This window comes from Pseudomonas sp. A0308 (assembly GCF_044218815.1).
GTDB classification, from domain to species: domain Bacteria; phylum Pseudomonadota; class Gammaproteobacteria; order Pseudomonadales; family Pseudomonadaceae; genus Aquipseudomonas; species Aquipseudomonas iridis.
In genome coordinates, this window is the sequence record NZ_CP162581.1 from 469,385 (window position 1) to 494,852 (window position 25,468).

Annotated in this window: 19 protein-coding genes; 13 read left to right on the forward strand and 6 right to left on the reverse strand. The window is 60.3% G+C overall.

Annotated elements, in window-relative coordinates; all coding sequences use genetic code 11:
• The first annotated feature begins 1 nt into the window (after position 1).
• From AB4P92_RS02150 to AB4P92_RS02190, 9 genes are all read left to right on the forward strand, one after another.
• Positions 2 to 1,000 (forward strand): acyl-CoA dehydrogenase, encoded by a 999-nt coding sequence (locus tag AB4P92_RS02150; RefSeq protein WP_395598766.1) that lies wholly within the window; start codon positions 2 to 4, stop codon positions 998 to 1,000.
• Positions 997 to 1,767 (forward strand): PIG-L deacetylase family protein, encoded by a 771-nt coding sequence (locus AB4P92_RS02155; protein ID WP_395598767.1) that lies wholly within the window; start codon positions 997 to 999, stop codon positions 1,765 to 1,767. The genes AB4P92_RS02150 and AB4P92_RS02155 overlap by 4 nt, the downstream gene beginning before the upstream one ends.
• Entirely contained in the window at positions 1,764 to 2,363 is a 600-nt protein-coding gene (locus AB4P92_RS02160; protein ID WP_200614451.1) for an SAM-dependent methyltransferase, read from the forward strand. The genes AB4P92_RS02155 and AB4P92_RS02160 overlap by 4 nt, the downstream gene beginning before the upstream one ends.
• The gene (locus AB4P92_RS02165) at positions 2,360 to 3,046 is read left to right on the forward strand and encodes a glycosyltransferase (RefSeq protein ID WP_395598768.1); all 687 of its coding nucleotides are present in this window, start codon (positions 2,360 to 2,362) and stop codon (positions 3,044 to 3,046) included. Before AB4P92_RS02160 ends, AB4P92_RS02165 begins: the two co-directional genes overlap by 4 nt.
• A 155-nt stretch (positions 3,047 to 3,201) precedes the next feature.
• Complete coding sequence (locus tag AB4P92_RS02170) at positions 3,202 to 3,960, forward strand: PIG-L deacetylase family protein (RefSeq protein ID WP_395598769.1); 759 nt, start codon at positions 3,202 to 3,204, stop codon at positions 3,958 to 3,960.
• A gap of 400 nt (positions 3,961 to 4,360) precedes the next feature.
• Complete coding sequence (locus AB4P92_RS02175; protein WP_395598770.1) at positions 4,361 to 4,720, forward strand: DUF6124 family protein; 360 nt, start codon at positions 4,361 to 4,363, stop codon at positions 4,718 to 4,720.
• Positions 4,721 to 4,848: 128 nt separating this feature from the next.
• The gene (locus AB4P92_RS02180; RefSeq protein ID WP_261735320.1) at positions 4,849 to 5,631 is read left to right on the forward strand and encodes an endonuclease/exonuclease/phosphatase family protein; all 783 of its coding nucleotides are present in this window, start codon (positions 4,849 to 4,851) and stop codon (positions 5,629 to 5,631) included.
• A gap of 199 nt (positions 5,632 to 5,830) precedes the next feature.
• Positions 5,831 to 8,383, forward strand: a complete 2,553-nt coding sequence (locus AB4P92_RS02185) for an autotransporter outer membrane beta-barrel domain-containing protein (protein ID WP_395598771.1) — start codon at positions 5,831 to 5,833, stop codon at positions 8,381 to 8,383.
• A gap of 320 nt (positions 8,384 to 8,703) precedes the next feature.
• Positions 8,704 to 9,774 (forward strand): autotransporter outer membrane beta-barrel domain-containing protein, encoded by a 1,071-nt coding sequence (locus AB4P92_RS02190; RefSeq protein WP_261735318.1) that lies wholly within the window; start codon positions 8,704 to 8,706, stop codon positions 9,772 to 9,774.
• A 121-nt stretch (positions 9,775 to 9,895) separates the two neighbouring features.
• On the opposite strand, the gene glgB is transcribed toward AB4P92_RS02190, so the two are convergent.
• The 3 genes from glgB to AB4P92_RS02205 form a co-directional block, all read right to left on the reverse strand.
• Complete coding sequence (glgB, locus tag AB4P92_RS02195; RefSeq protein ID WP_395598772.1) at positions 9,896 to 12,127, reverse strand: 1,4-alpha-glucan branching protein GlgB; 2,232 nt, start codon at positions 12,125 to 12,127, stop codon at positions 9,896 to 9,898.
• Between the two features lie 2 nt (positions 12,128 to 12,129).
• The gene (treS, locus tag AB4P92_RS02200; RefSeq protein ID WP_200614473.1) at positions 12,130 to 15,471 is read right to left on the reverse strand and encodes a maltose alpha-D-glucosyltransferase; all 3,342 of its coding nucleotides are present in this window, start codon (positions 15,469 to 15,471) and stop codon (positions 12,130 to 12,132) included.
• A gap of 165 nt (positions 15,472 to 15,636) precedes the next feature.
• On the reverse strand, positions 15,637 to 17,634 hold the full coding sequence (locus AB4P92_RS02205) for an alpha-1,4-glucan--maltose-1-phosphate maltosyltransferase (protein ID WP_395598773.1): 1,998 nt from the start codon (positions 17,632 to 17,634) through the stop codon (positions 15,637 to 15,639).
• 218 nt (positions 17,635 to 17,852) lie between these two features.
• Here AB4P92_RS02205 and AB4P92_RS02210 point away from each other — a divergent pair, with 218 nt between their 5' ends.
• A complete protein-coding gene (locus AB4P92_RS02210; protein ID WP_164488111.1) occupies positions 17,853 to 18,011 on the forward strand; it encodes a hypothetical protein in 159 nt (52 codons plus the stop codon).
• A 41-nt stretch (positions 18,012 to 18,052) separates the two neighbouring features.
• Here AB4P92_RS02210 and AB4P92_RS02215 read toward each other — a convergent pair whose 3' ends face one another.
• Positions 18,053 to 18,586 carry an MgtC/SapB family protein gene (locus tag AB4P92_RS02215; RefSeq protein ID WP_042558993.1) on the reverse strand — a complete coding sequence of 178 codons (534 nt, stop codon included), beginning with the start codon at positions 18,584 to 18,586 and terminating at the stop codon, positions 18,053 to 18,055.
• 122 nt (positions 18,587 to 18,708) lie between these two features.
• On the opposite strand from AB4P92_RS02215, the gene AB4P92_RS02220 reads away from it, so the two are divergent.
• From AB4P92_RS02220 to mapR, 3 genes are all read left to right on the forward strand, one after another.
• On the forward strand, positions 18,709 to 18,957 hold the full coding sequence (locus AB4P92_RS02220; protein ID WP_047300913.1) for a DUF3203 family protein: 249 nt from the start codon (positions 18,709 to 18,711) through the stop codon (positions 18,955 to 18,957).
• Positions 18,958 to 19,152: 195 nt separating this feature from the next.
• A complete protein-coding gene (gene ccoG / locus AB4P92_RS02225) occupies positions 19,153 to 20,595 on the forward strand; it encodes a cytochrome c oxidase accessory protein CcoG (protein ID WP_395598774.1) in 1,443 nt (480 codons plus the stop codon).
• Positions 20,596 to 20,821: 226 nt separating this feature from the next.
• Positions 20,822 to 22,231: a GntR family transcriptional regulator MpaR gene (gene mapR, locus AB4P92_RS02230; RefSeq protein ID WP_042558991.1), complete on the forward strand. Its 1,410-nt coding sequence runs from the start codon at positions 20,822 to 20,824 to the stop codon at positions 22,229 to 22,231.
• Positions 22,232 to 22,458: 227 nt separating this feature from the next.
• Here mapR and AB4P92_RS02235 read toward each other — a convergent pair whose 3' ends face one another.
• Together AB4P92_RS02235 and AB4P92_RS02240 are read right to left on the reverse strand one after the other, a co-directional pair.
• Positions 22,459 to 23,205, reverse strand: a complete 747-nt coding sequence (locus AB4P92_RS02235; protein WP_395598775.1) for an SDR family oxidoreductase — start codon at positions 23,203 to 23,205, stop codon at positions 22,459 to 22,461.
• A gap of 116 nt (positions 23,206 to 23,321) precedes the next feature.
• Positions 23,322 to 25,403: a putative bifunctional diguanylate cyclase/phosphodiesterase gene (locus tag AB4P92_RS02240; protein WP_395598776.1), complete on the reverse strand. Its 2,082-nt coding sequence runs from the start codon at positions 25,401 to 25,403 to the stop codon at positions 23,322 to 23,324.
• Positions 25,404 to 25,468 lie beyond the last annotated feature (65 nt).

The following is a 25,468-nucleotide window of genomic DNA, read 5'->3' on the forward strand; positions in this document are numbered from 1 at the left end:
TATGGACTTGCAAAACTATCTCGCCCGCCGCCCCCCGGACTACAGCGATACCGTAGCGCTGGGTGGTTGCTTGCGGGCGATGGTCGAGGCAGGGCTCGACCGCTTGCCGCTACCGGGCAGCGGTCACACGCTGCAGCGGTGGCAGCATCTGGCCAATGTCAGCGGCCACGATCTGGGGCTGTGCAAACTCTATGAAGGCCACACCGACGCACTGGCAATCATCGAGCAACTGGGCGGTTCGCCGACGCCGGGCAGCACGTGGGGCATGTGGGCGGCAGAACCGCCGCAGGCGCGGGTGCAAGTGAGACCCGCCGGGCACTTGGTCACGTTGCATGGACACAAGGCCTGGTGTTCTGGCGCCGCCGTTCTCAGCCATGCGCTGCTTACTGCGTGGGACGCCGATGATCAACAGCAACTGGTTGCGGTCGCACTCGATCAACCGGGCGTGACCATCACCGATCAAGGCTGGCAAGCGGTTGGCATGGGCGCCACCGGTAGCGTCGAGGTCTTGTTCGACGGCGCCGAAGCCCAGGCCATTGGCAATCCCGGCGATTACCTGCAGCGCCCAGGGTTTTGGCAGGGCGGGATCGGCATCGCCGCCTGCTGGTATGGCGCGGCACGGCAGATTGCCGAAGTGTTGCGCCAACAGTGCTCACAGCGACAAGAACCACACGCCCTCGCCCACCTCGGCGCAGTCGATACGGCGTTGCAGGCGGCTGCCGATGTGTTGCGTTTCAGCGCCTTGCACATCGATGCGCATCCGGAAGAGAACGCCGAACTCCTCGCCCGTCGCGCCCGCGCCGTGGTCGAACAGTCGGCTGAGCAGGTGATTCGCGAAGCTGGCCGCGCGCTGGGCGCCGGGCCGTATTGCAAGGATCGGCATTTCGCCCGCCTCATCGCCGACTTGCCCGTGTTCCTGCGGCAAAGCCACGCCGAACGCGACCTCGCCGCCCTCGGCCAAATAGTTGCCGCGCAATCTGCTGAGGCCTGGACGCTATGAACGCCGCGCAGAAAGACAATCCGATCGTGGGTCACGGCACGTCCCTGCAGCAATGGCAGAACTCGCGGCATCTGGCGGAACTGGACAGCATCGATATCCTCGAGCTTGTGCCTGCGGGCGCCCGGGCGGTGATCATTGCACCGCACCCGGACGATGAAGTGCTGGGCTGCGGCGGCATGTTGCAACTGCTTGCCGCCGCCGACCGTCCAGTGCAACTGATCTCGGTCACCGACGGCTGCGCCAGTCATCCCGGCTCGGAGCGCTGGCCGGTGGAGCGTTTGAGCGTGATTCGTCCGCAAGAGTCCGCCGAAGCCTTGCGCCGGCTCGGCATGCCGATGCATCAACTGAAATGGCTGCGCGGTGGTTTCGCCGACACCCAGGTGGCCGCTCAGGAGTCTGCATTGAGCGACTTTATCGAGCGCTATCTAAGTCCCGGCGATGTGGTATTTACCACTTGGCGTGAAGACGGCCACTGCGACCACGAAGCCGTCGGCCGCGCCAGTGCCGACGCTGCGCGCAGGGTCGGGGCAAGCTGCCACGAACTGCCCGTGTGGACGTGGCACTGGGCAACCCCCGAAGACGCGGTCGTGCCGTGGCAACGAGCACGCAAGATTCTGCTGACGCCCGAACAAGTCGCACGCAAACGCCACGCAGTGCACGCCTTCGCCAGTCAACTGGAAGGTGATCCCGCCGCCGGACTCGCCCCGGTGCTGGCGCCGCATATTCTCGAGCGTCTACTCCAACCCTTCGAAGTGGTGTTTTTATGAGCGTCGAGGATCGATATTTCGAAGGCCTGTTCGCAGACAACGATGACCCTTGGGCCTTCCGCGAACGCTGGTACGAACAGCGCAAACGCGCGATTACCCTCGCGGCGTTGCCTCGAGCGCACTATCGGGCAATTTTCGAACCGGGCTGTGCCAACGGCGAGTTGAGTGCAGAACTGGCCAGCCGTTGTGACCGACTGTTGTGCTGTGACACGGCGAGTGCTGCGGTGAAACTGGCGAAAACCCGATTGGGCTTGTTTGATCACGCCGAAGTCCGCCAGAGCCGCTTGCCCGGCGACTGGCCGGAGGAAAAATTCGACCTGATTGTATTTAGCGAAATCGGCTACTACCTCGATGGCAGTGATCTGACAGAAGTGATCCGTCGGATCAGCGATTCACTGACGGCCGACGGGCAATTGCTGGCCTGTCACTGGCGCCCGCCCATTGAAGGCTGCCCGCTGAACGCACGGCAGGTTCACGATCTGATTCACGAACAATTGCGGCTGCCGCGTGTGGCGCTGCACCAGGAGTCGGACTTCATTCTCGAGGTGTGGAGCCGCGAACCGCGCTCGGTGGCGGCATTGGAGGGCTTGCGATGATTGGCATTCTGATCCCGGCGCACAACGAAGAAGACCTGCTCGACGAATGCCTGAGTGCGGCCATACGCGCCAGCCAGCACGGTTTGCTCGCTGGTGAGCGAGTCGAAGTGCTGGTGGTGCTCGACAGCTGCACTGATCGCTCCGCGCAAATCGTCAGCCGATACCCAGTGCAGAGTCTGCACATCGAGGCCCGCAACGTCGGCCAGGCCCGCGCCGCCGGTGCCCAACTGTTACTGGAGCGCGGCGCGCGCTGGATATCCTGCTCGGATGCTGACAGCCGGGTCGCCGATGACTGGCTGGTGGCTCAACTGGGGCTGGGCGCGGACGCGGTGTGCGGCACGGTCACGGTTGAGCGCTGGCATGAGTCGTTCGATGATGCGGCGCAAATCCACTACCACCGAAACTACCGGGCCTGCGATGGTCATCGGCATATCCACGGCGCCAATCTGGGCATCAGTGCTGACGCCTATCGATGGGCCGGAGGCTTTAAACCGCTGGCGTGCGACGAAGATGTGCAACTGGTCCGGGAGCTGGAACTGGTCGGTGCCAACATCGCCTGGAGTCATCGCCCGCAGGTTCACACCAGCGCTCGCCTGGACAGTCGGGCCCGCGGCGGCTTTGGCGACTATCTGCGTCATTTGGCACAGTTGGACGCAAAAAAACCGGATCAGATTGATCTGTGACGCGACGAATCTGAATTCATGGGCAATACTCCTGTGCGCGGCAATCCAGGATTCGGAGCGCTGCCAGGCAATCAACCAGCCTTCAGGGGTCGACCACGTCGGATTTCATGACGGTGAGCGCGATCGAGGGCGAGACAAACAAGGACGTCACACCCATGAAAACGTTATCGCTAACTGAAGGTCCTTCGTCGGCGCAAATCTGGAATAGCGCGGCGCAACTCGACAACATCCCCGTCATCAACACCCGCAGCCTGGTGCCCACCGGCGCACGCGCGGTGATCATTGCGCCGCATCCCGGCGACGAAGTCGTGACCTGCGGCGGCCTGCTGCAATTACTCTCAAGCCTGGGCCATCCACTGCAATTGCTCTCCATTACAGATGGCAGCGCCAGCCATCCCGGTTCGCGACAATGGTCGGAAAAACGCCTGAGCGTATTCCGCCCGCAGGAAAGCGTCGAAGCCCTGCGCCGCCTCGGCTTGCCGATGCACAGCCTGAAATGGGTGCGCGGTGGCTTCACCGACAACGCCCTGAGCGATCAGCACAGCCAGTTGACCGAGTTCATCGGCCGTTACCTGCGGCACGGCGACGTGGTGTTCAGCACTTGGCGCGGCGACGGCAACAATGACCATGAGGCAGTCGGTCGCGCCGCCGCCGAAGCCGCAGAACTGGCCGGGGCGACCTTCCACGACGTACCGGTCTGGGCATGGCATTGGCCAGAGCGCGACCAGCAATTGATCCCCTGGCAGCGAGCTAGAAAACTGCGCCTCGACACCTGGACGGTCGCCCGCAAAAGCCACGCCACCCACGCTTACGCCAGCCAGCTTAAGGGCGAACCGGCACTCGGCATCGCACCGATGCTGCCACCGGTGATTCTTGAGCGGATGCGATTGCCGTATGAGATTGTTTTCGTCTGAACTACCCGTGAGCTGCCGAAGGCGACGATCCTTGCTTTTAAACGGCGATGTTTAAAAGACACTTGCAGACACGGGTTCCAGGCTACGAATCCTTGCGCCTTTGCCTACAGCTACGCCAGAATCCGCCGGCTTGTGCGCTTTGGGCGGGATCTCTATCGTGGATCGGTCGCTGACGAATCAGCGATCGGGCTTAGCGATCCGGCACTTTACAGACGTCACAATGCCCAGCCTCAACTGCAGTTTCTGTCGTTCCTGCAATTGGCGTCATGGTGGCTGTGCGCGGGAGACCTTCGGGTCTACCCGGGGTTTCTGTGACCCGGATCGCTAACCTGCGTACAGCCGCCACCTTTACTTGTTTAGCGATGAGCCGTGGCGGCCTAATCAACCACGGAGCTGAACCATGATAAAACCCACGCCCAACCCACCCGAAACCGACCCCACCTCCCCCTACGAATCCCTTGATTCAAGAAAACTCAACGACGCCGCCGACCGTGCCCTCGATCACTACCTCTGCCCCCCCGGCTTCACCCCACCGCCACGTCAAACCCGCAGGATGTACGCCGTTACCGCGGACTTTAAAAACGAGGAGCTGCTGGTCGACGCCTGCGAAACACTCGCCTCAGCCAAAACCATCGCCGAAGACTTCGCCCGTCTCTTGCCAGCGTCACAGCGCCGGACGCTGTTGGGGGTTGCGCAACTGATCATGCTGGGAGAGCTGGCGGTGAATCGCGTGCTGGATAATCTGGAATTGCCGGGCTAACCCTCGGCACATCCCCCTCGCAACAGAATGGGGCAACTCCACCGGTGGGTGGGTGTGCGCATTCCGACGGAACTGCCACCCCCCCCATCAGTCGCATGAACAGGCACTCAGGATTCAGAGGAGTAACCGTGTCCAGCGATCCCCAGCCTCACCTCGTCGACGCACCCGCCATTCATCGTCTGCGGGTGCTGACGGTCAATACCCACAAGGGTTTTACCGCGTTCAACCGGCGTTTCATCCTGCCGGAATTGCGTGAAGCGGTACGCAGCACTTCGGCTGATCTGGTGTTTTTGCAGGAAGTAGTGGGTGAACACGAGCGGCATTCGAACCGCTACAACGAATGGCCGCAAACGTCGCAATACGAATTTCTCGCCGACAGCATGTGGAGCGATTTCGCCTATGGGCGCAACGCGGTCTATCCCGACGGTCATCACGGCAATGCGTTGCTGTCGAAATACCCGATCCGCGAATACCGCAACCTCGACGTCTCGATCACCGGCCCCGAGCGCCGTGGCCTCTTGCACTGTGTGCTGGATGTGCCGGGTCACGCTGAAGTGCACGCGATCTGCGTGCACTTGAGTCTGCTCGAAAGCCATCGTCAATTGCAGCTGCAACTCCTCTGCCAGTTGCTCGAATCCCTTCCGGACGACGCACCGGTGATCATCGCTGGCGACTTCAACGATTGGCAGTTGCACGGCAACGCCACCCTCGCCCGTCGTGATTATCTGCACGAAGCCTTTGAGCGCCACCACGGTCGCCCGGCCAAGACGTATCCGGCACGGTTTCCTTTGTTGCGTCTGGACCGGATCTACCTGCGTAACGCCAGCAGTCATGACCCTCAGATCCTTGGCAACAAGCCCTGGACGCACCTGTCGGATCACCTGCCGCTGGCGGTTGAAGTGCATCTGTAGCATTACATTGTGCAGGACCGTTCGTCAGACATGCTGTCCGAAGCCGGGAAAACCTTCTACACCTGTAAAGGCTAAGGACAGCACTTTCATAACGTTAGGGTTCAGATCTCACGTAGTTCATCAGCAGTTCAGAGGTTTTTTAGATCAGGCACCCATCCAAGGATTAATACCCACTGGTTCCTCCATGGAAATTGCCAACATGCGATCTATAAATTCTTTGAAGGCTTTGCCACAAACTTTACTGCTGCCCGCTTCCATCCTGCTGCTCGTCAGCCCGCCGGCCTGGTCCGCCTGCGTGTTGACACCCGGCGCCGGTAACGACGCCTTCACCTGCGACAGCGGCAGCAGCGGTTCACTGACCGACCTTGCGGGCAACAACAGCCTGACTCTCCCCACCAATGGCACAGGCCGGATCGACGGCAGCGTGACCTTTGGCGATGGTACCGACCGCGTCGACATACACTCCGGCGTCATCACCGGCGCCGTCAGCCAAGGCAATGGCATTGATGATTTCGTAATGTCCGGCGGTTCGATAGGCTCTTTGGCTCAGGGCGACGGTCGCGACACCTTCCTGATGACCGGCGGCACCATCGTCGGTGCTTTCGAGGACGGCGATGTCGCGCGCATGATTGGCGGCAGCATCGGCCGGGTCGACATGAAGCTCGACAAAAATATTTTCGATCTGTCCGGCGGGCAGATTATCGGCAACCTGGTGACTGGTTTTGACACCGACACCATCATCGTCTCCGGCGGGCGCGTTGGGGGCAATGTCAGTGTCAGCGGCGGCAACGACAGCATCACCGTGACCGGTGGCGAAATCGGCGGCGAGATCCGCGCCAGTACAGGCGATGACACCTTGCTGTGGGACGGCGGTGGCATTATCCGCTCGGCAATCCTAATGGACGTCGGCAATGACAGCGCCACATTGCGCAACCTTGACGACAGCATTCTCGCGCTGACCCCCAGCGTCAATGGCGGTGTCGGTACCGATGTGCTGACTTTCGACAATACGCGCACGGCCCTGCCCGCGCGGTTTATCAACTGGGAAACCGTCAATCTGAGTAACCGTTCGCAACTGGATCTGGGGTCGAGCAGCCTGGTGCTGGGCGACGCCGGAACCGGCAGTGGCGTGCTCAATGTCGATGCAAGCAGCGTTGTGCTCGCCACGCAAGGGGCTGTCGCTCCCGCAGCGGCCGGGCAAGCGGTGACGTTCAATAACGCTGGCACCATTGACCTCACCCGCAGCAACAGCCGCACCGACGACACGCTCACGGTTCAGGGCAACTATGTCGGCAACAGCGGCCAGTTACTGCTGCAAAGTGTGGTGGCTGGCGATGATTCGCCGAGTGACAAACTGGTGGTCAACGACGGCAGCCTCGGCGGTGCCACGGTGATCAGCGTCAGCAACGTCGGCGGACTCGGCGCACTGACTCAGGTCAACGGCATCCAACTGGTGCAGGCGCAGGGCAGCACGGTCAGTACCGATAACGCGTTTACCCTCAGTGGCCCGGTATCTGCCGGCGCCTACGATTACTACTTGTTCAAGGGCGGCGTGACTGCCGGTACGCAGAACAGCTGGTACTTGCGCTCAGCCGTGGTTGCGCCGCAGGTGATCAGCGTGCCGAATCCCGATCCAGCGTTGCCGCCGATTCTGGTTCCGGTAGTGGCCACCCCCGTCGCGGCGGCCATCACGCCTATTGCCAGCTCAACTGGCGAACCCGGCGAACCTGCGCCTAACCCGGCACTGGCGGTACTGCCTGTCCTGCCGGCGGCTGTGCCGGGCGCCGAGCCGATTCCTCTCTATCGTCCGGAAGTCCCGACCTGGTCGGTGCTGCCACCCGCTGCGGCGCAGTTGACGCTCAACGCACTGGGCACATTCCATGATCGTCAGGGCGATCAGCGCTTGCTCAGCGAGACCGGCGCCTTCGGTGCAGGTTGGGGTCGGGTTTATGGCAAAAACCTCGATCAGACCTGGGCCGGCACCGTCACGCCGCGCCTGGACGGCTCACTCAATGGATTTCAGGTTGGCAACGACCTGTACAGTTCGCTGACCTCGGGTGGCCAGACCCAACGTCTCGGTTTCTTCGTTGGCCATAGCCGCTTGCAAGGTGATGTCGACGGCTTCAACGAAGGTTTTCAGAACAACAGCGCCGGCAAGGTCAAACTTGAGGGCGACAGTTATGGCTTGTACTGGACGCTGACTGATCCGTATGGCTGGTACATCGACACGGTGGTGATGGGCACCCGCTTCGACGGCGACAGCCATTCCGACCGCGGTGTCGAACTGGACAATCGCGGGCATGCGCTGACGCTCTCGGCGGAAGCCGGTTATCCCTTTGCGCTCAACGACACCTGGGTAGTCGAGCCGCAGGTGCAAGTCATCCACCAGAAAATCTCCCTCGACAGCCAGGACGATGGCATTTCCCGGGTATCGTTCGACTCCGACGACGCCTGGACCAGTCGCCTCGGCACGCGACTCAAGGGTCGCTATCAGGTCAGCGGTATGCCGCTGGAGCCGTATCTGCGTGCCAACCTGTGGCATACGTTCTCCGGCACCGATTCGGTGACTTTCGACGACAGTGATGTGATCAGCACCGAGCAAAAATCCTCAACGGCGGATGTCGGGTTCGGTGTGGTGCTGACCCTCGACCGCGCAGTGAGTGTCTACGCCAGCACCGATTACAGCCGCAATATTGACAGCAATGACTTGCGCGGCATGTCGGGAAACATCGGGATCCGCATTAGCTGGTGAACCTTCCGTCGGTAAGAAAATGCTCTGGGCCGGCGCTTTCGTTACGTTTTTCCATGCAAACAACCACTTAGTTATGTGCAGAAAAACAAACGCTTGCGTCGGACAATTTGCCAATACCGCTCATCGTTCAATTTCTTGACGCGCGCCCTTCACTCTTCTTATCTCTACCTTACTACCCCCGGAATCCTAACCGGGGCAAGCCTTCGGACTCTCGCGAAATCGAGCGCCCACGGTTTGCCTCGCTCCATTCGGTCGCCCCTCGTTCGGGGTAGGAGAGGCGCCACATCGAGATGCTGCATGCGCCCGCAAGGTAGACCTCCATGAAAACGTCAATCACCCCACACGAGATCAAAATCACTTTTTGCACAGTATCGAGTTCTATCTTGCTGTGCTCATCCATGGAGGCGCAGGCCGGTTCTGCGGCGGATGAAACGTCCCCTTGGTATCGAGAGAACGTCCCGGTGATGACCTTGCCCGCGACGGTGATCACCCCGGAGCCGCAACGCTTCAGCCAGCGCCCTGACCTGCAAGACTCCCGCCTGATCACCGAAGACCTCGCGCCCGGAGCCTGGGAGCGGTTCTACGGCCAAATCTCCCGCCAGGCGCAAATCGACGTGCTGTCATCAGGTTTCGCAGTACCCGGCGGTGGCCATTCAAAAGGTCCTGCAGTCCTGACACTGCAAAGCGGCAGCGGCGCCACCCAGACCATCGGTTTGATTGGCGGCGTCAACCAGATTCAGGCCAACGGCAACGGCCCGCTCACCAGTCGCGCCCTCGCCGACCCGTCCACCGCCACCCTGAATCTGGAGGGCCAGAGCCTCGGCGCCTATTACAGCCTGACGGGTGCGCAAGGCTGGCACGTCGACCTCTCGGCCAGCGGCGGGCGAGTCAGTGGTTTCAGTCGCAATCAACAAGGTGCGCGGCAAGCCACCGAAGGCAGCGCGATCACCTTCTCGGTCGAGGGCGGCTACCCGATTGGCTTGAGCGAAAACTGGGTGGTCGAACCGCAGGCGCAACTGATCAATCAGCGCATCACCCTCGACACACCGTCAGCAGGCTCGGGCAATGCGTCGTCAAGCGACCTGACCTCATGGAGCGGTCGCGTAGGTGCACGGTTGAAAGGCAGTTATGACTTGAACGGTTTGCCGGTCGAACCCTATGTGCGGACCAACCTGTGGCACACGGTGTATACCGGCAGCACGGTGACCCTGGACCAGGTCGACAAGATCAGCAGTAGTCGCAAGTCATCAACTGTGGAATTGGGACTGGGACTGGTGGCGCGGGTGACACCCGTGGTCAGCCTGTACGTCAGCGCCGATTACAGCAGCGACGTCGATGACAATGATTTGAATGGGCTGATAGGCAGTTTGGGTGTGCGGATGCGGTGGTGATCTTCGGATCACCTTAAATCCCTGTGGGAGCTGGCTTGCCAGCGATAGCGGCAGGCCAGACAACCGAATGTGCTGGCCTCATCGCGGGCAAGCCCGCTCCCACAGGTTATGCGGCGCCTGGCTAGCCCTGCGGTCGCAAGATCAACACCGCGAGCGGCGGCAGGTTCAGCTCCAGTGACATCGCCTGGCCGTGGCTCGGCACTTCTTCGGTAAACGCCCCGCCGCCGTTGCCATAGTTGGAACCGGCGTAGGTGTCGGCGTCGCTGTTGAGCAGCTCAGTCCAGCGCCCGGCAAACGGCACGCCAACGCGATACGCCTGACGCGGCACCGGCGTGAAGTTAGCCACCACCAACACTGGCTCGCCGTCCTTGCTCCAACGCAACCAGGCATAAACGCTGTTGATCGCATCGTCACCGATCAGCCACTGAAAACCCTGCGGCGCGTCATCCTGATCGTGCAGCGCCGGCACTTCGCGATACAAGCGATTGAGGTCGCCGATCAGTTTCTGCACGCCTTTGTGCTCGGAATACTGCAGCAGATACCAGTCGAGCTGTTGATCATGGTTCCACTCACGCCACTGACCGAACTCGCAACCCATGAACAGCAGCTTCTTGCCCGGATGGGTCCACATGAAACTCAGGTAGGCGCGCAGGTTGGCAAACTTCTGCCAGCGGTCGCCGGGCATCTTGTCGATCAGCGAATGCTTGCCGTGCACCACTTCATCATGGGAAATCGGCAGGATGAAGCGCTCGGACCATGCGTAAACCAGACCAAAACTCAGCTCGTTGTGATGATGGGCGCGGTAGACCGGGTCCTGCTGAATGTAATGCAGCGAATCGTGCATCCAGCCCATGTTCCATTTATAGGCAAAGCCCAGGCCGCCCTGCTGCGTACTCTGGCTGACGCCCGGCCACGCGGTGGACTCCTCGGCGATCACCAAGGCACCCGGCGCTTCGAGCTCAACAACATCGTTCAAATGGCGCAGGAAGTCGATTGCTTCCAGATTCTCGCGTCCGCCATGGCGGTTCGGCACCCATTCGCCAGCCTTGCGCGAATAGTCGCGATAAAGCATCGAGGCCACCGCATCGACGCGCAAACCGTCGATGTGAAAATGCTTCAACCAATGCAACGCCGAGGCAAGCATGTAGCCATGTACTTCGGTGCGCCCGAGGTTGTAGATCAGCGTGTCCCAATCCTGATGGAAACCTTCCAGCGGATTGGCGTATTCGTACAGGGCCGTGCCGTCGAACTGGGCCAGACCGTGGGTATCGGTTGGAAAGTGCGCCGGCACCCAGTCGAGGATCACCCCGATCTCGGCGCGGTGGCAGGCATCGACGAATTCGCCGAACTGTTCCGGTGTGCCATAACGCGCGCTCGGGGCGAACTGCGAGAGCAGTTGATAACCCCACGAGCCGCCGAACGGATGCTCCATGATCGGCATCAGTTCGATGTGGGTGAAACCCAGTTCCTTGACGTACGGAATCAGCCGTTCGGCCAGTTCCGGCCAGCTGTACTGGCGCGCCACTTCACCGAGATCATCCAGCTCGCATTGCCACGACCCGGCATGCAGCTCGTAGATTGACAGCGGCGCTGCATGTTTCTGCCGATCGTGGCGGCTGTTCATCCAGTCCTGATCCTGCCAATTGACCTGCAATGGCGCGGCGACTTTCGACGCGGTGTCCGGCGGCAGGCTGGTGGCCAGCGCCATCGGGTCAGCCTTGAGCGGCAGAATCCCGTGAGCACCCAGTATCTCGTATTTGTACAGCTCCCCCGCTTGCAGGCGCGGGATAAACAATTCCCAGACCCCGGAAGGATGGCGCAGGCGCATCGGGTGGCGGCGACCGTCCCAGACGTTGAAATCACCGACCACCGAAACCCGCCGGGCATTCGGCGCCCACACTGCGAAACGTACACCGTCGACGCCATCAACCGTTTTCAGTTGTGCGCCGAGGCAGGCACTGAGGTCACGGTGATTGCCTTCGGCGAACAGATACAAATCCATTTCGCCAAGCAACTGCCCGAAGCTGTAAGGATCCTCGGCAACCTGCTCACCACCGGCCCAACGGGTGCGCAAGCGATAGTGCCGCTCCACGTTGAAGTGGCCAACAAACAGCCCTGGCGTCTCGGTCTGCTCCAGCGCGCCGAGTTCTTCATCGCTGTCCTTGGCCAGCACGGCAACGCTTAGCGCACCGGGTAGATAGGCTCGAATGAACTGCCCGCCAGCGCCATCGCCGTGCGGGCCAAGAATGGAAAATGGATCCGGGTGTTCCGCACGTACCAGCGCGTCGATGTCTTTCGCCGACGGCAGTAACGCTTCTTTAGCGTGACCCTGTTCCTTGTTCGAGAAACTCATGACTACTCTCCACCAAGATCGGAAAAGGGTTTAAGCCCCGTCAATAACCCATACAAACCGTGCAACGGCACGGGCAGCCACGTGGGGCGATTTTCGGCTTCATAGGCCACTTCATAGGCCGCCTTCTCCAGACCGAACAGCGCAAGCGCGGCGTCGGCACCTTCAGGATCCTGCCAAGCATGATCAAGACTAGCTGTCGCTTGGCGATATGCCTCGACAAATGCTGCACGCGCCTCAAGCAGATACCGCTGCGCCACCCGACGGCGAGCGTCTTCGGATTCCGAGCTGTGATCGACGTTGTGCACGTTGATGGTCATCGCTGCGGCGTAGTCGAAAGAACGCAGCACTCCGCTGACATCCTTGTACGGACTGTGCTTGCCACGGCGTTCGCTCAGTGGTCGCGCTGGCTCACCCTCGAAATCGATCAGATAAGCATCGCCCTTGATCACCAGCACCTGGCCCAGGTGCAAGTCACCGTGGACACGAATACGCAAACCACCGACGGCTTTTTTCGCCAGATCCTGCACATGGGCAAGGATGGTTTTCTTCTCGTCGAGCAGCCGTGCGACCAGTTTCTGATCCGCAGCACTGAGTTGCCCCTGATGTTGCTTCAAGAGTTTCAGCGCATGCTCGACCTGCGCCACGACATCCTTGCCGGTCGCCTGCATATCCTTGGCCGAACTCACCTGTGGCGCAAAATCGGCGTTGTCGGTCGGCGCAGCCAGCAGCTGGTGCATCTCACCGAGGCGCTGGCCGAGCATACCGGCAAAATCCTTCAACTCGCCCAAAGCGTTGTAGTGCTGATCCTGCTCGGACATGGAGTCGGCCAATTCATCGCGCAACGCCCGTTCGAGGTTGTTCTGCGTCCATTCCCACGCATCGCCCTGATTGCTCAAATAACCTTGGGCGATCATCAGCAGGTTATCTTCGCCCTTGGCGTCACGACGGATCACCGATCCCAGCAGCGGCGAGATATTGGCAAATCCGGCAGCGGTCAGGTAAGCGCTCATCTCCAGTTCCGGGTGTACGCCAGACGCTACTTTACGGATCAGCTTAAGTACCAGGCTGTTGCCGATCACCACGGAACTGTTGGATTGCTCCGCCGACAGATAACGCACTTCAGAGTCGGCACCCAGGTTGAGTGTTTCCAGATGTGCAGTCGGTGCGAAACGGATTTCGCCATCGGTCGATTCCAGCACGGTGTTGTTCTGCATGCCTTGCAGCACCGCATGGACAAACCCTTCAAGGCTGAAGGCGTCAGTGATCAAACCAACCTGACGAACCCGACGCACCCGGGCCAGTGCCAATTGCTGTGGCAACGGTGGACCGACGTAATCTTCGGCGATAAAGCCGAACGGCAGCTGATAACGGCTGGTCTGGCCACCACTGGTGACTTCGATTTCGCTGAGCAACACGGGTTGCTGCGCATCGCCAAACCGCACGCCGTAAGCCAGATTGACCTTCTCGATGGCCGCATCCTTGCCGGCGAACCAGCGACGGTTTTGCAGCCAGCTCGGCAGAATGCTCTGCTCCAGCGTCGTGCGGGATGGCGCTTCGAGCAGCTCTTCCATGCGTTTTTTCAGCACGAGCGTGGTGAAGTCCGGCAGGCTCTGTACCGGTTCCACGTGCCAGCTCGGCATCTGGTTTTCGGTCGCCAGGGCGAACCAGTAGAAACCGTACGGCGCCAGGGTCAGGAGGAAATTCAACTGGCCAATCGGCGGAAAAGCATTACCGCCGAGCATTTCCACCGGCACCATCCCGGTGTAGGCAGACAAGTCGAGTTCCGCCGCCTGAGCACTGCGCGACACGTTGGCCACGCAAAGAATGATCTCGTGTTTGCCGTCGGCATCGGTGAATTCGCGGGTGTAGGCCAGAATCCGGCGGTTGCTCGGCGAAAGCATTTTCAACGTGCCGCGCCCGAACGCCTTGGACTGTTTGCGCACAGCGAGCATGCGCCGCGTCCAGTTCAGCAGCGAGTGCGGGTCGCCGGCCTGGGTTTCGACGTTGACCGACAGATAACCGTATTGCGGGTCCATGATCGGTGGCAGCACCAGGCTGGCCGGGTCGGCGCGGGAGAAGCCGCCGTTGCGGTCGATCGACCACTGCATCGGCGTGCGCACACCGTCACGGTCACCGAGGTAGATGTTGTCGCCCATGCCGATTTCATCGCCGTAATACAGGGTCGGCGTGCCCGGCATCGACAGCAGCAGGCTGTTGAGCAACTCGACGCGACGACGGTCGCGCTCCATCAACGGCGCCAGACGTCGGCGAATACCGAGGTTGATCCGCGCGCGACGGTCAGCCGCGTAGTAATTCCACAGGTAATCGCGTTCCTTGTCGGTCACCATTTCCAACGTCAGTTCATCGTGGTTACGCAGGAAAATCGCCCACTGACAGTTGGCAGGGATTTCCGGGGTCTGGCGCAGAATGTCGGTGATCGGAAAGCGATCTTCCTGGGCCAGCGCCATGTACATGCGCGGCATCAACGGGAAGTGGAAAGCCATGTGGCATTCGTCGCCATTCAGGCCTTCGGCGTCGGTATCACCGAAATACAGCTGAGTGTCTTCCGGCCATTGGTTGGCCTCGGCGAGCAGCATGCGGTCCGGGTAATTGGCGTCGATCTCGGCGCGGATCTGCTTGAGGACGTCATGAGTTTCCGGAAGGTTTTCGTTGTTGGTGCCATCGCGCTCGATCAGGTACGGAATCGCGTCCAGACGCAGACCGTCGATGCCCATGTCCAGCCAGTAGCGCATCACCGACAGCACGGCTTTCATCACTTGCGGGTTGTCGAAATTCAGGTCCGGCTGGTGCGAATAGAAACGGTGCCAGAAGTACTGGCCGGCGACCGGGTCCCAGGTCCAGTTGGACTTTTCGGTGTCGAGAAAAATGATCCGCGTGCCGTCGTATTTCTGGTCGTCGTCCGACCACACGTAGAAGTCTCGCGCCGCCGAACCGGGTTTGGCCTTGCGCGCTCGCTGGAACCACGGATGCTGGTCGGAGGTGTGGTTGATGACCAGCTCGGTGATCACTCGCAAACCGCGCTTATGCGCCTCGGCGATAAAACGCTTGGCATCGGCCATGGTGCCGTAATCGCTGTGCACGCCGCGATATTCGGCGATGTCGTAGCCATCATCGCGACGTGGCGAGGGATAGAACGGCAGCAACCAGATAGTGTTGACGCCGAGTTCGGCAATGTAATCGAGTTTGGCGATCAGGCCGGGAAAGTCGCCGATTCCGTCGTTGTTAGAGTCGAAAAACGATTTGACGTGAACCTGATAAATCACCGCATCCTTGTACCAGAGCGGGTCTTTGATAAAGGTGGCTGCCTTGGGTTTCTTCGCCATGTGAAACTCCTGCGTTCAATTCTGGAAGCCAACCGGCATCCTGAAAAAATGGTGGTCATTGTGGGAGCTGGCTTGCCAGCGATAGCGGTGGTTCAGCGATAAACAAGCAAGCCGCCAGAACGCAATCGCTGGCGAGCCAGCTCCCACATTTGATAGTTGTCGGGCTCAGGAATGACTGATCCGCCAGATGCCGAACGGCTGATACGCCGGATCAAGGCGCATGAACTGGTACTTGCCATGCCAGTCCCAGCGGTGCCCGTTCATCAAATCTTCGCCGTGCGTAGTCGCATCGTCCGGCAGGCCCATTTCCCACAACGGCAGCTCGAAATTCGCTTCCTGCACGTTATGCGGATCAAGGCTCACCGCCACCAGAATGAAATTGCTGCCATCGGCGCTGCGTTTACCGAAATACAGAATGTTGTCGTTCCACGCGTTGTAGACCTGCAAGCCCAGATGGGTGTGCAGCGCGGGGTTTTGTCGGCGAATGCGGTTGAGCTGGGCAATTTCGGCAATGATGTTGCCCGGCGCATTGAAGTCGCGGACGCGGATTTCGTACTTCTCGGAATCGAGGTATTCCTCCTTGCCCGGTACCGGCGCCGCCTCGCACAGTTCAAACCCCGAATACATGCCCCACAGGCCCGAACCCATGGTCGCCAGCGCCGCACGAATGAGAAAGCCCGGGCGCCCGGATTCATGCAGGAACGCCGGGTTGATGTCAGGCGTATTGACGAAGAAGCTCGGTCGATAGCATTCGCGCCACGGCGACTCGTTCAGCTCGGTGAAGTACGCGGCCAATTCGGCCTTGGTGTTGCGCCAGGTGAAATAGGTGTAGCTCTGGGTGTAACCAACCTTGCCCAGGCGCGCCATCATCGCCGGCGTGGTGAAGGCTTCGGCGAGGAAGATCACTTCCGGGTGCAGCGCCCGCACATCGGCAATCAGCCATTGCCAGAACGGCAGCGGCTTGGTGTGCGGGTTGTCGACGCGAAAGATCTTCACGCCCTCCTCGACCCAGCCAACGACGATGTCCCGCAGCTCGACCCACAGACTCGGGATCGCGTCTGGCGCATAAAAGTCGACGTTGACGATGTCCTGATATTTCTTCGGTGGGTTTTCGGCATATTTGATGGTGCCGTCCGGCCGCCAGTTGAACCAGCCCGGATGCTGTTTGAGCCACGGGTGATCCTGGGAACACTGGATCGCGAAATCAAGGGCGATTTCCAGACCATGATCGGCAGCCGCAGCCACCAGCCGACGGAAATCCTCACGCGTGCCGAGCTGCGAGTGAATCGCCTCGTGGCCACCCTCCTCGCTACCGATGGCGTACGGGCTGCCGGGATCATCCGGCCCAGCGGTCAGAGAATTATTGCGGCCCTTGCGGTGGGCGCGGCCAATCGGGTGGATCGGCGTGAAGTACAGCACGTCGAAACCCATGTCCTGAATCATCGGCAACCGCGAGTGCACGTCATTGAAAGTGCCGTGACGGTTGGGATCCTCGGTGATAGAGCGCGGAAACAACTCATACCAACTGGCGAACTCGGCCAGTTCGCGCTCGACATCCATGGGGAATTCAGCGCTGACGCTGAGATAAGCGCGGTGATCCGCCTGGGCCATCAGTTGCGCACTGCGCGAGTGCAGAAACAGCGCGACCTGCTCGGTTTCGAGCAGACCGGACAGTTCATGGTGCAGCGCGGCCAGTTGTTCGCTGAGCTGACCTTCACTGCGCTCGGCGGCGTGTTGCACCATGCTGCGACCTTCTTGCAGCTCCAGTGAAACCGGGACGGCGGCGTTGTGTTTCTTTTCCAGTTCGTACTGGAAACTGGCGAAATGGTCGATCCACGCTTCGACGCAATACACGAATCGCCCTTGGTGTTCCGGGCGGAAAGTGCCACGCCAGCCGTTGTTGCCCAGCTCCGACATGACTTCGCTTTGCCAGGTTTCCTGACCTTCCTCGCGCCAGCGAATGCGCACGGCGAGCTTGTCGTGACCGTCGGCAAACACCTTGCTGGTAACGATCACGTCGCGCCCGGCAATCGACTTCACGGCGAACTGACCGCCATCAAGAGTTGGCATAGTGTCTTCGATAACGATGCGAGGCAGCAGCAACGCCTGCGATAGCGGCATGTGCGGGTTATAGCTCAGCTCTGAGGGTTTTTCAGCAGTCATCGAGCATCTCTCCTTTACGCCCCAAGGACGCTCTTGTGCCGGTTCAGTCTTCACAACAAAGCACCTGCCCCGGAATGAACTCACTTAGGTTCCGAGCGACCGCGGCCGAGAAAAGTTCACAGCGATTTGTCTGTTTGAACCGGCGGATCGAATTCGTCGCGAGGTGGTCAATCCACTTAAGCACTTCTCACGCCATGTGCCACACGGAGGTCTACCTGATGAACAACCCGTTCCCGGCGGAAACGCCAGATCCGAACATCGACAACCCGACCATTCCTGAAACCGAGCCGCAACCGATCCCCGAGCAGGAGCCGCCAGGCACCACGCCACCGCCCAAGGAAGAGCCTCCGACGACGATGCCGCCGGTGATCCTCTAAACCGAAACAATCGCTCCTACGCACAGTGTGGGAGCGATTGATTACAAGCGATCATCCTTCTGCTCATCCTTGTCAAAAGGCTGATCGTCCTTGTCGAAGATGCGCACGATCCTCGGCATCAGACTGAAAATCCCCAACGTCAGCAGGGTACTGAACAGTGCGGTCGCCTCCTTGCCCAACCCGGCTGCCACACCGATGGCTGCCGTCATCCACAACCCGGCAGCGGTGGTCAGGCCTTTGACGTGCCCTTCATCACCCTCCTGATTTTTCAGGATGGTGCCGGCGCACAGGAAGCCGATCCCGGCAATCACCCCCTGCAACACCCGGCTCATCGCGTCGGACTCTGCACCCGAGGTCTGCGGCACCAGCACAAACATCGCCGCACCCAGCGCCACCAGCATGTGCGTTCGTACGCCCGCAGCCTTGCCCTTTTGCTCGCGCTCGAAACCGAGAATCCCGCCAAGGATCGCCGCCACCAGCAGGCGCACGGTAATGCGCGTCAGTTGCGACGCATCACCGATGTCGGCGAATTCCGCTTGCAGCGTTTCCAGCACCTCTTCCCACCACGCGTTCATCGTCCAATCCTTGTTATGGCTATATAAGCGATGGACAGCGGCGACCATTAATCAGTTGCGCAGAACGATCTGCGAGTCCTGTGCCCTAACCTTTCAGATACCCGTGAAAAAAGGACCGCGTCATGACCGTTCGAATCGATGAAACCAATCCCGACTCAAAAGTGTGTTTTTTCACCGTTGAAAATGGCGAGGAAATTCGCATCTGCGACACCCTTGAGGTCCAGACAGATAGCGAAAAAGCCATGTCATTCGTAGAAATCGAAGCGCGGCGCGTCTACATCACCGAAGTAGAGGCCGACGCCTTGACCGTTGCAGGCGTCAAGGACGGGCGTAAGCATTTGAAGGCCGATACGAGTGATTCGGTGATTTGATTGACCTTGGTCAACACTTCGCGCAAACGTCTGGTTCAGGGGTTTGCGCCTTGGCCTGCGGGCTGCTTCAAGTTGTCGCAGGCGCTGCATCAAAGTTCATCTGATACGGTTTTTATTGAATTAGCTGAGTCTGTTATGCAAACAGATCGACGCTCATAGTTCATCGGCCTGATGGAGGCTGATGAGCGAATGACCATGAGCGAACAAATCCCCGTCCGAACCGTAGAAGCAACCCCCACCATAGCTCCTCATATAAAAAAGGTGCCCGCACGCCCAATGAAGGCGACGGCCAAGTCCAGCGACAACCAGATTCATACCCGCAGTTTCACCGGCCTGTTCCGCACGCTGCGCATGAGCGGCGCGGGGTTTCTGTTTTTGCTGTTCTTTGGCACGGTGTGGTTGAACTGGGGTGGTCGTCAGGCTGTGTTATGGGACCTCGCGGAAAGCAAATTCCATATCTTCGGCGCGACCTTCTGGCCGCAGGATTTCATCCTGCTCTCGGCCCTGTTGATCATCGCCGCGTTCGGCCTCTTCGCCATCACCGTGTTCGCCGGACGCGTCTGGTGTGGTTACACCTGCCCGCAGAGTTCGTGGACGTGGATCTTCATGTGGTGCGAGAAGATCACCGAGGGCGAGCGCAACCAACGAATCAAACTGCAAGCCGCGCCCTGGGGCTTGAACAAACTGGCGCGCCGCGCGGCCAAGCACACCCTGTGGCTGGCGATCAGCGTGCTCACCGGCCTGACCTTTGTCGGTTACTTCACGCCGATCCGGCCGCTGGCCGAAGAGCTGCTGACCCTGCAAATCGGCGGGGTCAGCCTGTTCTGGGTGCTGTTTTTCACCGCCGCGACGTACATCAATGCCGGCTGGCTGCGCGAAGCCGTGTGCATGCACATGTGCCCGTATGCGCGGTTCCAGAGTGTGATGTTCGACAAGGACACCCTGGCTATTTCCTACGACGTGGCCCGCGGCGAAAACCGTGGCCCGCGCAAACGTGAAGTAAAACCGCTCGAGGCCGGGCTGGGCGATTGCATCGACTGCCAGTTGTGCGTGCAGGTGTGCCCGACCGGTATCGACATTCGTGATGGTTTGCAGATGGAGTGCATCGGTTGCGCGGCGTGCATCGACGCCTGTGATTCGATCATGGACAAAATGAACTACCCGCGCGGCTTGATCCGCTACAGTTCCGAGCGCGAATTGCAGGGCGGCAAAACACATCTGCTGCGGCCACGGCTGGTCGGTTACGTGGCGGTGTTGCTGGTGATGATCGGCGCACTGGCATTGGCCTTGGTGGAGCGGCCGATGGTGTCGCTGGACGTGACCAAGGATCGCGGATTGTTCCGCGAAAACGGTCAGGGCCAGATCGAAAACATCTACAGCCTCAAAGTCATCAACAAGACCCAGCAGCGCCAGGATTACCACCTGAGCCTGGTCGACGGCGAGGGCTTCCAACTGCAAGGCAAAACCGAACTGAGCCTGGCGCCGGGTGAGATTGTCGATGTACCGGTGTCGGTGGCGATGACCACGGAGCGGCCGAGCAGCAGCTCGCAGACCTTGAGTTTCAAGATTGCCGACAGCGACGAACCTGAAGTTTATAGCGTGGCGAAAAGCAGGTTTGTCGCGCCGATGAATCGCTGAGTCGTTAGAATCTCTGCCCTCACCCCAGCCCTCTCCCAGAGGTAGAGGGAGCCGACCGAGGTGTCATTCGCTATGCATCGACCTGGGCGACCGAGTCGATTATGGGTTCAGAGAAGCGCGTACTTCCAACATTCAACACGGTCAGTCCCCTCTCCCTCTGGGAGAGGGCTAGGGTGAGGGGCAGTTGCCTGGCACCCCACACAGCCAACAAGCACCAAGGCCCTCGATGAAACGCTACGAAAAATTCGCCGAAGACATCGCAGAACTGATCCGCTCCGGCGTCCTGGGCCCCGGTCAGCGCGTGCCATCGGTGCGCTACGCCAGCCAGACTTACGGCGTCAGCCCGTCCACGGTGTTTCAGGCCTATTACCTGCTCGAACGTCGTGGTCTGATTCGTGCCCGGCCCCGCTCCGGTTACTTCGTCAACACCCATGCACCGAGCCCGTTCTCGGAGCCGGTGATAAGCAGCCACGTCAACGATTCCACCGAAGTCGACGTCAGCGAACTGGTGTTCTCGGTACTGGAATCGATCAAGGACCCAAGCACCGTGCCATTCGGCTCGGCATTTCCCAGCCCGACGCTGTTCCCGTTGCAACGGCTGTCGCGGTCACTGGCCAGCGCCGCGCGGGAAATGGACCCGCGCATGGTCGTCACCGACATGTCGCCAGGCAACCCGCAACTGCGTCGACAGATTGCCCTGCGTTACATGGTCGGCGGCTTGATGCTGCCGATGGAGGAACTGCTGATCACCAACGGCGCCCTCGAAGCCCTCAACCTGTGCCTGCAAGCGGTCACCGAACCCGGCGATCTGGTGGCCATCGAAGCACCGGCGTTCTACGCCAGCCTGCAAGTGCTGGAACGACTGAAACTCAAAGCCGTGGAAATCCCCGTGCACCCGCGCGACGGTATCGACCTCGGCGTGCTCGCGCAGACGCTGGAACGCCATCCAATCAAGGCCTGCTGGTGCATGACCAGCTTCCAGAACCCGATGGGCGCAACCATGCCCGAGGCCAAGAAACAGGAACTGGTCGAACTGCTGCGCCGCCATCAGGTGCCGCTGATCGAAGACGACGTCTACGCCGAACTCTATTACGGCCAACAGGCGCCAAAACCGGCCAAGGCCTTCGATACCGAAGGGCTGGTGATGCATTGCGGTTCGTTCGCCAAGAGCCTGGCCCCCGGCTACCGCATCGGCTGGGTCGCTGCTGGGCGCTACGCGCAGAAAATCGAACGGCTGAAACTGATGACCTCGCTGTGCGCCTCGATGCCGGCGCAAGCGGCGATTGCCGACTACCTGCAACACGGCGGCTACGACCGGCACCTGCGTAAATTGCGCTATGCGCTGGAAGAACAGCAGAGCGCAATGCTGGCGGCGATTGCCCGGTACTTCCCGGCGCAGACGCGGGTCAGTCAGCCGGCGGGCGGCTACTTTCTATGGCTGGAATTGCCACCGCAGATGGATTCGTTGAAGTTGTTTCAGATGGCGCTGGCGCAAGGCATCAGCATCGCGCCGGGGCCGATTTTCTCGCCGACGCAGCGGTTCAGGAACTGTATTCGCTTGAATTACGGTAGCCCGTGGACCGAGGACTCGGAGAAAGCGATGGAGACGCTGGGGCGGATTGTGCGGTCGTTCTGAAAGTTTGAGGTTGATGGCACCGGCCTTATCACTGGCAAGCCAGCTCCCACAGGATTCGATGTCGCTCACAAATTGCGTGTTCAACACAAATCACTGTGGGACCTGGCTTGCCAGCGATTAGGCCAGACCAGACAAAACAAAAGATCGCAGCCTGCGGCAGCTCCTACAGGGGAACACAAATTCCTCTGTAGGAGCTGCCGCAGGCTGCGATCTTTTGATCTTGCTGTTTATCGCCCGCCCCCCAAATCAACAAACGTCCCGGTCGCATACGAAGCCTTGTCCGACAGCAACCAGATAATCGCCTCCGCCACCTCATCCGGGCGCCCACCACGGGCCATCGGGATCGCCGATTCCAGTTTGCTGACCCGATCCGGATCGCCGCTCAGCGCGTGGAAATCGGTGTAGATGTAACCCGGACGCACCGCGTTGACCCGAATCCCCTCGCCCGCCACTTCCTTGGACAAACCAATGGTGAAGGTATCGAGCGCGCCTTTGGAGGCCGCGTAGTCAACGTATTCATTCGGCGAACCGAGGCGCGCCGCCACCGACGATACATTGACGATGCTGCCGCCCTGCCCGCCGTGTTTGGGCGACATGCGCAGGATGGCGTGCTTGGCACAGAGGATCGGCGCCAGGACGTTGGTTTTCATGATTTTGAGGATGCGGAATTCGGACATCTCATCGACACGCGACTTTTGCCCGACGGTGCCGGCGTTGTTCACCAGCGCGGTCACTCGCCCCAGTTCGGTGTCGACCCGGTGAAACAGTGCGATCACTTCGTCTTCGATGCTGACGTCGGCGCGCACCGCGATGGCTTGTGCGCCCAGCGCACGGACTCGCTCCAGCACGCTGTGCGCGGCCTGTTCATCTGACTGGTAGTTGATGCAGATCCGATAGCCGTGTTCGGCAGCCAACAACGCCGTGGCGGCGCCAATTCCGCGCCCGCCACCGGTGATCACAATGACTTTATCCATGCTGGCCTTTCCCCCAAATGCACACGTAACCGTCGCGGGGAAGAATAACCGCCATTGGCCGGTTTTGCATGGGCTGCGTTGCGCCCGGGTTTACCCGAAAGAACCCGGGGGTGGGGTCATATCACCGCCAGCTTCTCGCCCCGGGCAATGTCACGCATGAACTGATCCGCCGGCATCGGATGCCCTAGCAGATACCCCTGCAACGAATCGCAACCCAGTTGCGTCAGGAAATCCTGCTGCGAATCCGTTTCAACACCTTCAGCAACGATGCGCAAACCAAGCGCCTGGCCCAACGCGACAATCGCCGAAACGATCGCAGCATCGTCGCTGTCATGCTCCAGATCGCGGACAAATCCACGGTCGATCTTCAACTCGTTGGCCGGCAAGCGTTTGAGGTACATCAGGCTCGAGTAGCCGGTGCCAAAGTCATCAATGGACAAATCGACGCCCATGTCCGACAACTCCTGCAACACCGTCATGCTCGCATCGGCGTCGCTCATCGCCGTGGTTTCGGTGATTTCCAGGGTCAGGCTGTTGGCCGGCAACTGGTGGGTCGCCAGCGCCTTGGCAACGCTGCGCACCAGCCCCGCGTGGCAGAACTGCAACGCAGAGAGGTTCACCGCGATGCGCCAGTCGGTGTAGCCGAGCACGTACCACTCGCGCATCTGTCGGCAGGCTTCGTTGAGCACCCATTCGCCGATCGGGATGATGACCCCGGTTTTCTCCGCCAGATCGATGAATTTGTCTGGCATCAGCATGCCGTGGATCGGGTGCTGCCAGCGTAGCAGCGCTTCGGCGCCGACCGGTCGACCGTTGGCGGCGTCGAATTTGGGTTGGTAATGCAGGCTGAACTGGCCATGCTCCAGCGCTGCGCGTAAATCCTGCAGCAATTGCAGCTGTTTGCGCGCATTGGTATTCATCGATACGTCGAAGAAACTGTAGCCGTTTTTGCCACCACCCTTGGCGTGGTACATCGCTGCGTCGGCGTTCATCAGCAATTCCTGAGCACTCTCGCCATTGCCAGGGTACAGGGCGATGCCGATGCTGGCGGAAATCTGCAAGTCATGTTCAGCCACGTGAAATGGCTGCGCGATCAGCCCGACCTGGCGTGTTGCCAGGCCCAAGGCGTCGTCAGGCTCGGTCAGGCGCACCAGCAAGACGAATTCATCGCCGCCGATCCGCGCCAGCGTGTCGAGGCTGCGCAAATCTTCGCGCAGACGCACGCCAACTTCACGCAACAGTTGATCCCCCATGTGATGGCCGAAAGCGTCATTGACCGGTTTGAAGCCGTCCAGATCAATGAACATCAGTGCAAAGCAGCCACCCTGCTCATTGACCTTTTTCATCGCCTGATTGATGCGGTCATCCAGCAGCATGCGATTGGGCAGACCGGTCAGGGTATCGTGCAGCGCCAGTTGCGTGAGCTCGCGGTTAGCCACGGTCAAGGAGTGCGCCAGATCGGCGGTGCGCGCTTCAAGACGCGCGTCGAGTATCGAGGTCAGCAAGGCAATCGAAAGCACCGCCAGTGTGGTGATCAGCACGAGACTGTCGAGGCCATTGCCTTTCAGGCCATCGATCGCCGCGCCGCAAAAACTGCCGTCCGGAAACTGCGCGGCGGCCATGCCGGTGTAATGCATGCCGACAATGGCGATGCCCATGATCACTGCAGCGCCAGCGCGAATCAAACGGACATAGGGCGAATGCTGGCGTAGGCGAAAAGCGATCCATAGCGCCGCCGCAGAAGCACCGATCGCGATCAACAAGGACGCACTGAACAGCGTCGGATCGTAGTCGATTCCCGGGGTCATGCGCATCGCCGCCATGCCGGTGTAATGCATGGCACTGATGCCGGCGCCCATGATCAGCGCGCCAAACGCCAATTGCAGAATTGGCAGTTTCGGCTGACTCACCAGCCACAAGGCAAAACCACAGGACAGCACTGCGATCAGCAGCGACAGCGCCGTGAGGGCGATATCGTAGCCAAGTTCGATCGGTAGCTTGAAGGCGAGCATGCCGATGAAGTGCATCGACCAGACGCCAATGCCCATGGCGAAACCACCACCGGCAGTCCAGAAATGCACGGCACGGCCCTTGGCGGTGGTGATGCGGCCAGTGAGGTCGAGCGCGGTGTACGAAGCGAGAATCGCGACACACAGCGAGATGAAAACCAGAGTGGAGGAATAACTACCGATGAGCATGCGGATTCTCGAGGCTACCCATACCGGCTTGCGTCCATTCTCGGTCGGGCAAATGCGGCGATTGT